General features: G+C 43.5%; 12 protein-coding genes and 1 tRNA gene. 12 read left to right on the forward strand and 1 reads right to left on the reverse strand.

Annotated features, from left to right (window positions below):
• Nucleotides 1-404 precede the first annotated feature (404 nt).
• Entirely contained in the window at nt 405-1,460 is a 1,056-nt protein-coding gene (locus JKM87_RS16090; RefSeq protein ID WP_202081401.1) for a YaaC family protein, read from the reverse strand.
• Between the two features lie 179 nt (nt 1,461-1,639).
• On the opposite strand from JKM87_RS16090, the gene guaB reads away from it, so the two are divergent.
• The 12 genes from guaB (at nt 1,640) to JKM87_RS16150 (ending at nt 14,649) form a co-directional block, all read left to right on the forward strand.
• Nucleotides 1,640-3,097 (forward strand): IMP dehydrogenase, encoded by a 1,458-nt coding sequence (gene guaB, locus JKM87_RS16095; protein ID WP_202081402.1) that lies wholly within the window; start codon nt 1,640-1,642, stop codon nt 3,095-3,097.
• A gap of 243 nt (nt 3,098-3,340) precedes the next feature.
• Nucleotides 3,341-4,711, forward strand: a complete 1,371-nt coding sequence (locus JKM87_RS16100) for a D-alanyl-D-alanine carboxypeptidase family protein (protein WP_202081403.1) — start codon at nt 3,341-3,343, stop codon at nt 4,709-4,711.
• 15 nt (nt 4,712-4,726) lie between these two features.
• On the forward strand, nt 4,727-4,879 hold the full coding sequence (locus tag JKM87_RS16105; protein ID WP_202081404.1) for a DUF2621 family protein: 153 nt from the start codon (nt 4,727-4,729) through the stop codon (nt 4,877-4,879).
• A 107-nt stretch (nt 4,880-4,986) separates the two neighbouring features.
• Entirely contained in the window at nt 4,987-5,871 is an 885-nt protein-coding gene (pdxS, locus tag JKM87_RS16110; RefSeq protein ID WP_202081405.1) for a pyridoxal 5'-phosphate synthase lyase subunit PdxS, read from the forward strand.
• 16 nt (nt 5,872-5,887) lie between these two features.
• The gene (pdxT, locus tag JKM87_RS16115) at nt 5,888-6,472 is read left to right on the forward strand and encodes a pyridoxal 5'-phosphate synthase glutaminase subunit PdxT (RefSeq protein WP_202081406.1); all 585 of its coding nucleotides are present in this window, start codon (nt 5,888-5,890) and stop codon (nt 6,470-6,472) included.
• A gap of 161 nt (nt 6,473-6,633) precedes the next feature.
• A complete protein-coding gene (serS, locus tag JKM87_RS16120; protein ID WP_202081407.1) occupies nt 6,634-7,908 on the forward strand; it encodes a serine--tRNA ligase in 1,275 nt (424 codons plus the stop codon).
• Nucleotides 7,909-8,465: 557 nt separating this feature from the next.
• Nucleotides 8,466-9,458, forward strand: coding sequence for an ABC transporter ATP-binding protein (locus JKM87_RS16125; protein WP_202081408.1), 993 nt, complete (start codon nt 8,466-8,468; stop codon nt 9,456-9,458).
• On the forward strand, nt 9,455-10,492 hold the full coding sequence (locus JKM87_RS16130; protein WP_202081409.1) for an ABC transporter ATP-binding protein: 1,038 nt from the start codon (nt 9,455-9,457) through the stop codon (nt 10,490-10,492). Before JKM87_RS16125 ends, JKM87_RS16130 begins: the two co-directional genes overlap by 4 nt.
• 95 nt (nt 10,493-10,587) lie before the next feature.
• Entirely contained in the window at nt 10,588-12,339 is a 1,752-nt protein-coding gene (locus JKM87_RS16135) for an ABC transporter substrate-binding protein (RefSeq protein ID WP_202081410.1), read from the forward strand.
• A gap of 115 nt (nt 12,340-12,454) precedes the next feature.
• Nucleotides 12,455-13,417: an ABC transporter permease gene (locus tag JKM87_RS16140; protein ID WP_202081411.1), complete on the forward strand. Its 963-nt coding sequence runs from the start codon at nt 12,455-12,457 to the stop codon at nt 13,415-13,417.
• Between the two features lie 19 nt (nt 13,418-13,436).
• Nucleotides 13,437-14,360 (forward strand): oligopeptide ABC transporter permease, encoded by a 924-nt coding sequence (gene opp4C / locus JKM87_RS16145; protein ID WP_202081412.1) that lies wholly within the window; start codon nt 13,437-13,439, stop codon nt 14,358-14,360.
• A gap of 196 nt (nt 14,361-14,556) precedes the next feature.
• Nucleotides 14,557-14,649: transfer RNA gene (locus JKM87_RS16150), tRNA-Ser, on the forward strand.
• The last annotated feature ends 67 nt before the right edge of the window (nt 14,650-14,716 follow it).

Genomic DNA, 14,716 nt, shown 5'->3' on the forward strand with positions numbered 1-14,716 from the left:
TGGGGTTTTACCTCTGGGAGAGTAGGACGTTGCCAGGCAGATTGTACCGAGAGGTACAAAAAGAGGAGACACCGAAAGGTGTCTTTTTTTTGATTGAGAAAAGAGTCTTTTTTGTTTGGTTAAAAGTTAAAGAGGTTCGGTTAAATTCAGCACGTCCTGTGGTAATGCCGAATCCACCCCGTCCTTGTGGAAGTAAAAGAAGTAGGAGAAGCACGCGTTCCTATGGCGAGACACGGAGGCGAAGCCGAACGATGCGAGACCTATGCCCTATGGGTGCATACCGAACACGACCGTTAAGCCTGTCGAGTGATGGCGTGACTAGGAGCTTTAGCTCCATAGCACGACCTGATGCCCGAAAGGGGTATGATGGCGTGACTAGGAGCTTTAGCTCCATAGCACACCATCTAATTATGGTAAAAACAAATTCTTTGGTTATACAGTAAGTTCAATACCAGATTAGGGAACTTTCTCAAGCAAACTTGAAGTAACTCGTGTATAAGATAAACCTCATCGGAACCGAAAGAAAAAATGAGCTCTCCCCATAGTTCTGTATCATAACGACATAGCATTCCCAAGAGGTATGAGAGCATGTTAAAAATAGCGATTTCATCAGTCACAGTTAAAGGGTGTCTTAAAAAGAAATATGCATTGCCTTTCATGTCAAAAAAGATTTGTTTGTGTGAGTGTTGTTCGCCTACTTGATGACAAAAGAAAGTAAAGGAAGCATTTTTCTCATCTGTAGATAAAATGCTATCTCCTTCTTGAAAGCCAAGACTAAAAAGCGATAACAATTGGTTAAAAGGAGGGACTTCCCCTGCATCGCTTTGGTCAAAAGCAACTTCCCATGTAGATGAGTTTATTTGTTTGAGGCTGATTGGTAAAAGGGTAAGTTCTTTGTATAATAAGTAATAACTGTCACGCAACTCTGGGATGGTCGCGATTAGGTCTATAACAGTATGCTTACTATGCAATGGAAGCGGATCACGTGTGACCACCTGTGAAAATAAAGGAAGTAACCCATGCTTTTGAACTTTAATTTCATCTTCAGTAAAACGATAATGGCTTTTTTTCTTTTTACGGGTGGTAATGCCATGCTGTAAAACGGATGTTTTTCTAGGATAATAAGGATCGTGTTTTAGAATAAGAGCTTTCATTAAACTGGTCATGCCATAATATTGAAGTAAGGGCCGTACAATGAATTCACTATTGCGGGCGGATTGCAAATAGGCCACACCTTGCTTAAGGAAATATATAAATTTATTCGTATTTAACGTCGCCATTTTAGATGCCTCATCTTCAATTGATGCTTCATCTTTATCCTGAATTTTTAAATCTCCCTCATCGAGATGTACATAGGAATAATATAGCAATTCCTTAGCCGTTGCCTCATTCTGAAAATAAAGAAACATGCCCCACATCTTTTCAAAAACATCCTCTGTTGCGATCCATTTCTGTTCCATCGTATTCCCACCTTTGCTGCAAAGACGAAAAGAGTATCTCTTATATATTGTGATAAAACTGTCTGACTTATTTTTGCTGTCTTGACGTAAATTTTGCCTTTTGATAAACTTTCAATAATATTTTAACGCCTAATGCATTATATAAATGACGATGACTATACAGGAAAGGAAAAGGTGTAATGTGGGAAGAAAAATTTGCAAAAGAAGGTTTAACATTTGACGATGTGCTCTTAATCCCCGCCAAGTCTGAAGTGCTTCCACGAGACGTGCAATTAAGGACCAAGCTAAGCAATACACTCGTCCTAAACACACCCGTCCTAAGTGCAGGGATGGATACAGTAACTGAAGCAAAAATGGCCATTGCAATGGCCAGACATGGTGGCTTAGGGATTATACACAAGAATATGGAGATTGAAGAACAAGCGGAAAAAGTGGATCGGGTCAAAAGATCTGAAAGTGGCGTCATTACAAACCCTTTCTCTCTTACTCCTGAGCACCAAGTGTTTGATGCTGAGCACTTAATGGGGAAATACCGAATTTCAGGTGTGCCAGTTGTTGATGAGAATCACAAACTTGTTGGCATCATTACGAATCGTGACCTTAGATTTGTGCACGACTATTCTATACAAATCAAAGAAGTCATGACGAGCCAAAATCTTATTACAGCACCTGTAGGAACAACTTTAGAGGAAGCCGAGTACATTCTACAGCGGCACAAAATTGAAAAACTGCCGCTTGTAGACGATAGCTATACGTTAAAAGGGCTTATCACCATCAAGGATATAGAGAAGGCAATAGAATTCCCACAAGCAGCGAAAGATAGCAAAGGAAGGCTTATAGTTGGTGCTGCGGTTGGCGTATCCGCTGATACAGAAACAAGAATAGAAGCATTGGTTAACGCTGGCGTTGATGTAATCGTCATTGATACGGCGCATGGCCATTCCCAAGGTGTCCTTGACATGGTCCGTGAAGTACGACAAAATTACCCTGATTTAAATATCATTGCCGGAAACGTGGCAACAGGTGATGCTACGCGTGATCTAATTGAGGCCGGTGCCAACATTGTTAAAGTCGGTATTGGGCCAGGCTCTATATGCACCACTAGAGTCGTAGCAGGCATTGGCGTCCCACAGATCACTGCCGTTTATGATTGTGCAACGGTAGCCAAGGAGTACAACGTCCCCATTATAGCGGATGGAGGGATAAAGTACTCTGGTGAAATTACAAAGGCCCTCGCTGCAGGTGCCCACGCCGTCATGCTTGGAAGCTTACTCGCTGGCGTAGAAGAAAGTCCAGGTGAGCTGGAATTGTATCAAGGTCGCCGTTTTAAAGTTTATAGAGGTATGGGTTCTTTAGGAGCCATGAAGGCAGGAAGTAAAGATCGTTACTTCCAGGAAAATGAGCAAAAGTTAGTACCGGAGGGGATAGAGGGACGCACCCCTTATAAAGGGCCTTTAGGAGACACCCTTCATCAACTCATGGGAGGCTTACGCGCAGGGATGGGTTATTGTGGCACACCAACCATAGATGATTTACACCAGTACGGTAAATTTATTAAGATATCGAATGCAGGGCTACGGGAGTCACACCCACATGACGTTCAAATTACAAAGGAAGCACCAAACTATTCCATGTAAGAAAAAGATGATGGGCTTCGCTTAAGTGGACAAGAGCAACAAAAGAAACAAAAAATACTCTGACATGTCTTTCTGCATCATAACCCTGATGCAACAAGTAAAGTTTTTACATGGTATTTTTAAAAAGATACGTCCACATTAGGGTCAGAAAAAAGGCAGGAAACTTTTCCTGTCTTTTTTTGTCTATGTAGCTATGATAAAATCAAAATAGCTTTAAGGAGAGGAAATGCAAGCGAAGAGCATATGGGGGTGCAAACAGCATTGAGAAAACTTAATAAACAAACCATTATTTTTGTCGTCATGGCCCTAATGTTTAATGCCTTGACCATGCTTAGTAGTCCAAGCGTAGAGGCGAATACAGGGCCAGATGTTGAAGTTGAGTCAGCTATACTTATTGAAGCTGAAACTGGGAAGATTCTTTTTGACAAGAACCTAGACGAGCCATTACCGTCAGCAAGTATGAGTAAAATGATGACGGAATATCTTGTCCTCGAAGCCATTAGTAACGGTGACCTCGATTGGGACACAACCGTTACAATCAGTAATGAGGCTTACTTTCATGGAACATTACCGACGTCTTCTGTCGTGTTTTTAAATGCAGGAGACGAGCATACCATAGAGCAATTATACACCGCTATGGCCGTATACTCTGGTAATGATGCGACAGTGGCCTTGGCAGAAGCTGTTGCCGGGTCCGAAGCACAGTTCGTTCAACTCATGAATGATAAAGCAGAAGAACTAGGAATGACGAATGCGCATTTTGTCAACGCGAGTGGTCTACCGAATGACATGCTAGGTGACAACATGCCTTCAGGTACTCAAGCTGATGAGAACTTGATGTCAGCTAGGGATACAGCGATACTGGCACGTGCCTTGCTTAATGATTACCCTGAAGTGTTAAGATTCTCCTCAATTCCTGAAGGGGACTTTGTACACAATAACGGCAATACCATACACATGATCAACTGGAATTGGATGCTACCTGGTAATCCGCAGGCTGAAGCTCGGGCGCATTCATATCCTGGTATTGATGGCTTAAAGACAGGCTATACAAGTGCAGCAGGTAACTGTTTTACAGGAACGGCTGAGCGTGATGGTATGAGATTAATCTCAGTTGTTATGGGCGCAGATACGAGGGATGATCGTTTCCGAGAAACATCTAAATTATTAGACTACGGTTTTAATTTTTTTGAGTTCAAAGATTTAGCCAGCGCTGGTGATATTATCGAAGGAACGGAAACGCTCCCCGTAGCAAAAGGAAAAGAAACAGAGGTATATGTTGAGCTAGACAGCGACATCAGAACAGTTGTACATAAAGATGAAGCTGATTTATACTCTGTCGTCTATGAAGAAGATAATGAACACCTTGATGAGGAAGGCAATATATTAGCCCCTGTGGAAGAAGGAGAGATTGTCGGACATGTGCGCCTTCAATATGATGGCGAACGACCTGATACATTTATCCAGTCAGATGAAGCTGAGAAAGTGGCACTTGTCGCTCAGCACGGAGTAGAGGAAGCAGGTTGGATTCGTCTCACCTTCCGTTCACTGACAGGCTTCTTAGGCGGTGTTTGGGGGAGTGCCGTTGAAGGTATCAAAGGATGGTTTTCATAAAGGTGGTGAGGTCATATGGCGGAACAACAATTACCTGTATATCTACAATACTTACTCGTGATCATTCCGACCGTGTTAGCTTTGCTGATTATGGTCGGAGGATTCTTCATGTTTAGAAAGTTCCTGTATAAATGGCCGAAGAAAGATGACCACAAACGTAAAGACTAAGTTTGTACTTTCCACAAGCGTATAGTACAATACCGTTATAACGGGAAATTGACAGCTATTGGTTTGAGATAAAATGTAACTATGGATAGAGATAGGGAGGACAAAAAATGGCAGATTTAGGAACAACTCGTGTTAAACGCGGTATGGCAGAAATGCAAAAAGGCGGCGTCATCATGGACGTTATCAACGCAGAACAAGCAAAAATCGCAGAAGCTGCTGGTGCAGTTGCTGTAATGGCTCTTGAGAGAGTGCCAGCTGACATTCGTGCTGCCGGTGGCGTGGCTCGTATGGCCGACCCAACGGTGGTGGAAGAAGTCGTTAACGCCGTTTCCATTCCAGTTATGGCGAAGGCTAGAATTGGACACTTTGTTGAGGCTAAGGTTCTCGAAGCGCTAGGCGTCGATTACATTGATGAAAGTGAAGTATTAACGCCCGCAGACGAAGTCTTTCATATTAACAAGAATGAATTTACAGTGCCATTCGTGTGTGGATCCCGTGATCTAGGCGAAGCATTGCGCCGTATAGGTGAGGGGGCGTCTATGCTACGTACCAAGGGAGAACCCGGTACAGGCAATATTGTCGAGGCCGTTAGACATATGCGTATGATTCAATCCCAAATTCGTAAGGTGCAAAATATATCCCTCGATGAGTTAATGACAGAAGCGAAAGAACTTGGCGCGCCTTATGACTTACTAAAATACGTGCACGAAAACGGTAAGCTCCCTGTTGTAAACTTTGCAGCTGGTGGTGTGGCAACACCTGCTGACGCTGCTTTGATGATGCATTTAGGTTCAGACGGGGTTTTCGTTGGATCTGGTATCTTCAAATCAGATAACCCTGAGAAATTCGCAAAATCGATCGTTGAAGCCACGACTCACTACGAGGATTATGAGCTGATTGGACAACTGTCCAAAGATTTAGGGACAGCGATGAAAGGCATCGAGATTTCTAACCTAGCTGCGTCAGAGCGTATGCAAGAGCGCGGCTGGTAAGGAAGGAAATTGTAAAGTGAAAATAGGAGTATTAGCCCTACAGGGAGCGGTTGCTGAACACATCCGTATGATCGAAAAAACAGGCTGTGAAGCAATCGCTGTCAAAAAAGCAGAACAACTAGACGACATTTCAGGACTTGTTGTGCCTGGGGGAGAAAGCACAACGATTGGAAAGCTCATGCGTCAATACGGATTTTTGGAACCATTAAAAGCATTAGCAGAAAAAGACTTTCCCTTATTTGGCACATGTGCAGGGCTCATTATTTTAGCCAAGCATATTGCAGGACAACCTGACAATCACTTAGGTCTTATGGACATCCAAGTTCAAAGGAATGCCTTTGGACGCCAACGTGAAAGCTTCGAAACGGACCTTGAGATTCAAGGGGTAGCGGAGGACTTTAGAGCCGTATTTATACGCGCCCCTCTCATTACTGAAGTTGGTGAAGATGCAGAAGTGCTATCCGTCCACGATGGCCATATTGTTGCTGCACGCCAGCATCAATACCTGGTTGCATCCTTCCACCCTGAACTAACGGATGACGAGCGTTTGCACGCCTATTTTGTTGACATGGTGAAGCAATATGTAGGCCAAGCAGTATAGCGAATGGTGGTAACATCTTTGATAGCATTTTTTGAGCATATTGACCTAAAAAAAGGCCTGTATTAAAAACAAAACTAACCTTTCCATGAATCTCTCGTCTCTTATATAGAGATGAGGGATTTTCTTTCGATACGTCTATACTAGTAAAAAGGAGTGATAACGTGCTGGACATCAAACGTTTACGTCACGAGTTCGATGAAGTGAAAGAGAAGCTACAGCACCGTGGTGAAGATATCTCCGACCTTGACCGCTTTCCACAACTTGATGAGAAAAGGAGAGCCTTAATCCAAGAGGTCGAAGATTTAAAGGGACGACGTAACACCGTTTCACAAGAAGTCGGCCAGTTAAAGAAAGAAAAAAAAGATGCTGACCATCTGATTAAGGAAATGAAAGAGGTCAATGACCGTATTAAGGAACTGGATGAAGGCCTTAGACAAATCGATGAAGACATCAAAAACATTCTCCTGCGTATCCCGAATGTACCTCATGATAGTGTGCCGGTCGGAGAAACAGAGGATGATAATGTCGTACATAGAACGTGGGGGGACGTCCCTCAGTTTGACTTTGAACCCAAACCACACTGGGATATAGCTGACGACTTAGCGATTTTAGATGTAGAAGCGGCTGGAAAAGTAACAGGAACGCGATTTGTTTTTCAAAAAGGTGCCGGAGCGAAGTTAGAGCGCGCACTGGCTAATTTCATGTTAGATTACCATACCGAAGAGCACGGCTATGAAGAAATGCTACCACCATTTATGGCCAACAGGGACAGCATGACAGGAACGGGGCAACTTCCTAAGTTTGCAGAAGACGCATTTAAGGTGGATGAGACAGACTACTTCCTTATTCCCACCGCTGAGGTCCCGGTTACAAATTACCACAGAGACGACATATTAAATGTTGAACAACTTCCACAAGGTTACGTCGCCTATAGTGCATGTTTCCGTTCAGAAGCAGGATCTGCAGGACGTGATACGAGAGGGCTGATACGCCAACATCAATTTAATAAAGTTGAGCTGGTTAGATTTGAAAAACCAGAGGATTCTTATGAGGCACTTGAAAAACTCACCTCTCATGCAGAAAAAATGCTACAACTGCTAGAACTACCGTATCGTGTGATGCGTATGTGCACGGGAGACCTTGGCTTTACTGCAGCCAAAAAATACGACATTGAAGTATGGCTACCAAGCTATGGCACCTATCGAGAAATCTCATCTTGTAGTAACTTTGAAGATTTCCAGGCTAGAAGAGCGAATATACGTTTTCGACGTGAAAAGAAGGCTAAGCCTGAATTCGTCCATACGTTAAACGGGTCAGGTTTAGCGATCGGGCGTACGGTCGCTGCTATACTGGAGAATTACCAAGAGGCGGATGGCAGAGTAAGAATACCTGAAGTGCTCAAACCATACTTTAGAGGTAAGGACTATCTATCATAGTGGACAGTTTTAGACATACCAAACGTGTACACATGGTGTGTTACTTGTTTCATGACGGGAGGTCCATGGTAGGACAACTTATAAATAAACCATATTATTGATAAATATACCGAGGCTGAACGGTCGGGACACCGTTACCCTCGGTATTTTCTTTAATATGATAAAAAGATATGCATTGACAGGAATACTTTGTCTCTGTAAAATACACTTGTATATTTCGAGTGCAAAATAGACCAAAAATTAACAAGTTTCGACAAAAGACCCTCTCCTCTTTATCTCTTTCATATTAACGTCATGAACATATACATTACACTGCACGATCATCGACACGAGTATTATTATGATGCATGTGCAAAGAGCAGTGAACGATCTATATGATATAAATATGTGCATAACCAACCTATCATCCAATGTCATGAAGTGTTGTCACTGAAAGTCATGGAGTGTTTAGTATAAATAGCTATACATATAAATGTCTGAAAATACTTACATAGACAAACTTTTAACGGGTTAGAGGTCGTTTATAGCGTCAAGGAACTTACAACTGAGGTGATAAAATGGCACCCGATAGATTGCTAGAAGTGAAAGATTTGAAAACATACTTTTATACAGAAGATAAAGTTGCAAAAGCTGTCGATGGCGTGACTTTTCACGTTAACAAAGGAGAGACGGTTGCCATTGTTGGAGAGTCAGGCTCAGGTAAGAGTGTGACATCTTTATCCGTCATGAGATTAATTCCTGAGCCACCTGGGAAAGTGGTAGAAGGATCTATCACCTTTGATGGTCAAGATATTCTTCAGTTCTCAGAAAAACAGATGACCCGTGTGAGAGGGAACGATATAGCGATGATTTTCCAAGAACCCATGACCTCTTTGAACCCTGTATTTACGATCGGAAATCAAATTGCCGAAGCTGTCATACGTCATGAAGGTTTACATAAACAAAAAGCGTATGAACGAGCAAATGACTTATTAAAAATGGTTGGTTTTCCGCGTGCAGAGGAAACGGTACATGAGTATCCACACCAATTATCTGGTGGGATGCGTCAGAGGGCGATGATTGCTATGGCTTTGTCATGTAAACCGCAGCTTATTATAGCGGACGAACCAACAACAGCACTTGATGTGACTGTGCAAGCTCAAATTTTGGATCTGTTACACTCTGTAAAAGAGGAGCATCAAGCGTCCATATTACTGATCACCCATGATTTAGGTGTGGTGGCAGAGATGGCGGATCGGGTCATCGTGATGTACGGTGGACAAGTCGTAGAAGAGGCGGCTGTCGAGGCCTTATTCGAGCATCCCCTGCATCCCTATACGATAGGGTTGTTGAATAGTATCCCAAGGATGGAAGAGGAACGGAAGCGTTTAGACCAAATCCCTGGAACAGTCCCACCTGCGCATAACTTTCCACGGGGTTGTAGATTTGCATCACGCTGTAGCCAAGCTATGCCAGAATGTACACAGGAGCCCACAACGCTCATTGAAGTGGAGCCAGAGCATAAAGTGCGTTGCGTTTTATACAAGGGTCAGGAGGAGACTAGAGGATGACAATTGAACAAGCGACAGCAGAGCAGACACCAGTCTCTGACCAATCACAAGCTACACAAGATAAATTATTAAAAGTCCAAGGTTTAAAAAAATATTTCCCTATTAAAGGCGGTCTCTTAAAACGGACGATCGGTCATGTGAAGGCAGTGGACGATATTTCTTTTGATATTTATAAAGGAGAGACGCTCGGTATCGTCGGAGAGTCGGGATCCGGAAAATCAACGCTGGGCCGCACAATCATGCGATTACTAGACCCTACCGAAGGTGAAATTTTTTTTAAAGGTCAAAACATATCTCAGCTTTCTCAGCGACAAATGAGAAAACACAGACGTGATTTACAAATGGTATTCCAAGACCCGTATGCGTCCTTAAACCAGCGTATGACCATTGGTGAGTTATTGACAGAGCCCATGTATGTACACCATATGTACACCCACCAAGAAAGACGGCAAAGAGCAGTTAAATTACTAGATACGGTTGGGTTACCGGCGGCTGCGATGCAGAAGTATCCGCATGAGTTTTCAGGTGGGCAAAGACAACGGATTGGCATTGCGCGTGCTCTATCTATTTCTCCAGACCTTATTATTGCTGATGAACCTGTATCGGCTTTAGACGTATCCGTCCAATCACAGGTGTTAAATCTCATGGCTGACTTACAAGAAGAATTTGACCTCACTTACTTATTTATTGCCCATGACCTCAGTGTGGTCAAGCACTTCAGTGATCGGGTGGGTGTGATGTATCTGGGCAAGCTGATGGAAATGGGCCCGAAGCAGTCATTGTATGCTAAGCCACTACACCCATACAGCCAGGCCCTGTTATCCGCTGTTCCGAAACCTGATCCAAAGGCAAAGCGGGAGCGTGTCATATTAAAAGGCGACTTACCTAGCCCGTCAAATCCACCATCAGGCTGTGTGTTTCGGACCCGTTGTCCTGAAGCTCACGCCAAATGTGCGGAAGTCGTTCCTTCATGGACACATATGGGGGATGGACATTACGTGGCTTGTCATTTACATCATACAGAGTCTTTTTAACCGTTGCAGGAAGGAGTATGTTTATCGTTTATATCATCTGATTATGGCTATCAGGTTTTATAATATCCATTGAAGAACATAAGGGGGTTCGCAGATTGAAGTTGACAAAAAGTATGCTGTTGTTGCTAGTTTTAATATTGTCACTAGGGACTGCTTTAGTTGCATGTAGCAATGAAACCAGTGAAACCAGTGATGAGCAAGAAGGGACTGGAGAAAAGGTAGATGGCGGTAGTGTAACATTCTCCATGTTCTCAGCACCGAACGGGGTGTTTAACCCTGTGTTGTATGAAGATGCTTATGAAGCCAACGTGTTTGAATTTATTTTTGAAGGGCTAGTAAAACTTGACAAGAACCTGGGATTTGAACCTAATTTAGCAAGAGACTGGTACTATGAAGATGATCACCAAACCTTGGTCATGGTGTTACGTGAAGATGTCCAATGGCATGACGGTGAACCATTTACGGCTGAAGATGTCAAATATACATATGATGTGATGGCACATCCGGACTATACAGGTGTCAGAAGTTACTTCGTGGAGGGTATGGTCGGCTATGAAGCCTTTAACTCAGGAGAAGTGGATGAATTTGAAGGAGTAGAAATTGTTGATGATCATCATATAAAATTCCACTTTAACGAGCCTAACGTCATGGCCTTAAGAGATGCAAGCTTTGATATAATACCGAAGCATATTTACGGTCAGTACGATGTGGCTGATTTGGCAACTGCACCTGAAACATTAGACTTTGATAAGCTTATCGGAACAGGGCCATTTAAGGCCACATCAGATTATACTGCGGGTCAATATTATACGCTAGAGCGCCATGAGCAATACTGGCAAGGCGCACCTAATCTTGATAGTGTGGTGTGGACGGTCGTCAACCAAGATGTAGCGGCTGGTATGTTGGACAGTGGAGATATTGATGTGATTACGACGCCTCAAGGGGTCCGTGCATCTGACTATGATCAGGTAGCGGGTATTGACGGTGTGACTGTACATGAAACACCAGATTTGGGCTATCAGCATTTAGGGTTTAAACTGCATCACCGAACAGAGGAAGACGTCGAAAACAATGTTCATGATCCTGATAACTGGATCCCAAATGAGAAACTACAATCATTAGAACTTCGTCAAGCGATTATGTACGCTATTGACCGTCAAGGTATCGTAGAGGGGTTATTAGATGGACATGGGGAAGTGATTAATGCTCCATTCCCGCCAGCATCGTGGGCCTATGATGATACCGTGGTCAACGAATACCCGCATGACCAGGAGAGAGCGCAAGAGTTACTAGCTTCAGCCGGTTATGAAGATGTGACCGGAGATGGCTATCTAGAAGATCCAAATGGTGAGGAGCTTGTCCTTCGTTTAGACTATCCGACAGGAGACAGGGTCCGTGAGATGTCTGCCCCTATTATTCAGGAACATCTAGAAGCTGTAGGGCTTAACATTGATTTGCGTTCTCCTCGTGAAGCTGGGAGTCATTTTGAAGCGATTCGTACGGATGAAGAAGGCATGGACTTATATCTTTCAGGTTGGGGTCTAGCCACAACAGATCCGGATCCGAAGGGCATATGGGACATAACGGCTTCTTATAACTATACGCGTTGGAATGATGAGCATTCCCAACAGCTACTCGACGATGCCGTTACAGCACCAGAAGCATTTGACGAAGAGTACCGTAAGGAGAAGTACAGAGAGTGGGCGGCGTACGTCAACGAGCAAGTACCGATGGCATTCCTGTACACATCTAATGCTATATTTGCCTACAATAGCAACATTGAAGGTGTTGTTGAAGGACCGGATCACATCTACCGTGACATCCATAAGTGGTATCTTGTTGAATAAACGCTTGGATTAAGAGAGTGAGACCAGGCATTTTTAAAGCCAGCATGGGGCGTGTATGAGGGTGGAGGTATTGCCCCTCACACGCCCCACTTTTTACTGAAATGGAGTGATGGACATGCATAAATTCATCATCAGACGCTTACTGCTCATGATTCCTATGCTCTTTATCATCACTGTGATTGTGTTCACACTGGTGAAAATGGCGCCAGGTGATGCCATGTCCGGGGAGCCTGACCCGAACGTATCACAAGAAGCGTTGGACAGACAGAAAGCGCTGTATGGACTAGATCAACCCCCACATCAACAATATATCTCCTGGTTAGGAAACGTACTCCAAGGTAACTTTGGGATATCTCAATCTAGAAATGTGCCTGTTGACCGTGTGATAGGGGAAAGAATATGGAATACTGTGTTTCTGTCAGTTGTATCATCTGTCATTACCATTCTGATTGCCATACCGCTAGGGGTCATGTCTGCAAGAAAGCCATACTCATTAGTTGACTATGTGGGTACTACGGGCGCTTTCGTCGGATTAGCAACGCCGAACTTTATTGCCGGTATTTTAGTCATTTATCTTTTTGCTTTCCAATTAGGCTGGCTTCCGGCACAAGGCACAGCGACCCACGGGCAGAATTTAGAAGGATTTGAATCCTTAATTGATCGTTTGAAACATGTCATATTACCCGCATTCACTCTGGGTTTAGCAAGTACGGCAACATACATGCGCTACATGCGCTCTGAGATGTTAGAAGTGATGGGGCGAGATTTTGTGCGTACTGCGCATGCTAAAGGACTAAGTGAACAGAGTGTTCTTTATAAACACACGCTAAGAAACGCTCTTATTCCGATTATTACGCTATTAGGATTTGAATTCGGGCAATTGCTTAGTGGCGCTGTCATAACTGAAGCTGTATTTTCATGGCCTGGCCTGGGACAATTATTTATAGAATCCGTTGTTAACCGTGATTATCCGGTCATTATGGCCATTAATATCATCACCGCTATCGCCCTACTACTGGGTAACTTATTGGCCGATATATTTTACGCGGTGGTCGACCCACGCATTCGTTATGATTAATGTCCAGGAGGGGAGATAGATGGAACTTGAAAAACAGCCTACAACAGAGAGTGCGGTTGAAGCTAATCAACAAAAAAACAGCCTAGGGCCATGGGCATTAGCGTATCGGCGCTTTAAGAAAAATAAGTTAGCTGTAGCCGGTGTCTTCATGCTTGCTTTTATTCTCTTCATTGCCGTATTCGCAGATGTGATTGACCAAGGCACAGACCCAACCGAATCAGACTTATATAATATAGAAGCCCCAATGGAAGGCTTTGGGGGTGAACATATCTTAGGTACAGATTCGTCGGGGAGAGACGTTTTTGCTCGGTTAGTTCATGGGTCAAGGGTGTCTTTGACTATTGGCTACTTTGCCATGTTTTTCACAGTGTTAATTGGGATTGTACTTGGTTCCCTATCCGGCTACTACGGTGGAAAAGTAGATGGTTTGATCATGCGGTTTACAGATATTATGCTCAATTTTCCTTTTCTGTTGTTTGTCCTTACGGTTGTGGCTATATTACAAGATATTAATATTATGATATTTGTTGCGGTCATCGCCTTAACCGCTTGGCCTGCAATAACGAGGATTATAAGGGGCACGTATTTGCAATTAAGAGAGCAGGAATTCATTCTGAGTGCCCGTGCGATTGGCTGTTCTGATGCGAGAATGATTTTTCGCCATCTTCTACCAAACGCTATGGGGCCGATCATTGTTAACGCCACGTTAGCCATGGCCACAATGATTATTGTCGAGTCTGGTTTGAGCTTTTTGGGATTTGGCATTCCACAACCCACGCCAACATGGGGCAATATGATTACAGATGCGACGTCTCCACGTATTATACAAAACCATCCTAACATATGGCTGCCACCGGCTATCGCTATTTTTATGACGGTATTAGCCATTAATTTTATCGGAGATGGATTAAGAGACGCGCTAGACCCACGCTCTAGGAAATAAAGACACTTTATGAGCAAGCGTTAAACATGCACCACGTAAAGCAATCTTAATACTTTGTGGGGGCGAAATGGAAAGGCACCTCGTTCGTTAAGTTAGGGGTGTCTTTTTTAGATCAAATAAAAGGGAACAAAAGATAGGAGATAAAGCTTGATTTATATTTGGAACCTGTGCTATTATATTTTTCGGTAGCAAATATGGAGGAATACCCAAGTCTGGCTGAAGGGATCGGTCTTGAAAACCGACAGGGGTGTCAAAGCCCGCGGGGGTTCGAATCCCTCTTCCTCCGCCATACATACATGAGCAGAATCGATAAGCAGGATGATTGGAGATAAAAAATGGACCAGGATGACAAGTCG

This window comes from Caldalkalibacillus salinus (assembly GCF_016745835.1).
Lineage (GTDB): Bacteria > Bacillota > Bacilli > Caldalkalibacillales > JCM-10596 > Caldalkalibacillus_A > Caldalkalibacillus_A salinus.

Excerpts from the sequence above, each read along its gene's own strand:
- JKM87_RS16090 (WP_202081401.1), bottom strand. The coding sequence starts at position 1,460 with ATGGAACAGAAATGGATCGCAACAGAGGATGTTTTTGAAAAGATGTGG.
- guaB (WP_202081402.1), top strand. The coding sequence starts at position 1,640 with ATGTGGGAAGAAAAATTTGCAAAAGAAGGTTTAACATTTGACGATGTG.
- JKM87_RS16100 (WP_202081403.1), top strand. The coding sequence starts at position 3,341 with ATGGGGGTGCAAACAGCATTGAGAAAACTTAATAAACAAACCATTATT.
- JKM87_RS16105 (WP_202081404.1), top strand. The coding sequence starts at position 4,727 with ATGGCGGAACAACAATTACCTGTATATCTACAATACTTACTCGTGATC.
- pdxS (WP_202081405.1), top strand. The coding sequence starts at position 4,987 with ATGGCAGATTTAGGAACAACTCGTGTTAAACGCGGTATGGCAGAAATG.
- JKM87_RS16125 (WP_202081408.1), top strand. The coding sequence starts at position 8,466 with ATGGCACCCGATAGATTGCTAGAAGTGAAAGATTTGAAAACATACTTT.
- JKM87_RS16130 (WP_202081409.1), top strand. The coding sequence starts at position 9,455 with ATGACAATTGAACAAGCGACAGCAGAGCAGACACCAGTCTCTGACCAA.
- JKM87_RS16140 (WP_202081411.1), top strand. The coding sequence starts at position 12,455 with ATGCATAAATTCATCATCAGACGCTTACTGCTCATGATTCCTATGCTC.
- opp4C (WP_202081412.1), top strand. The coding sequence starts at position 13,437 with ATGGAACTTGAAAAACAGCCTACAACAGAGAGTGCGGTTGAAGCTAAT.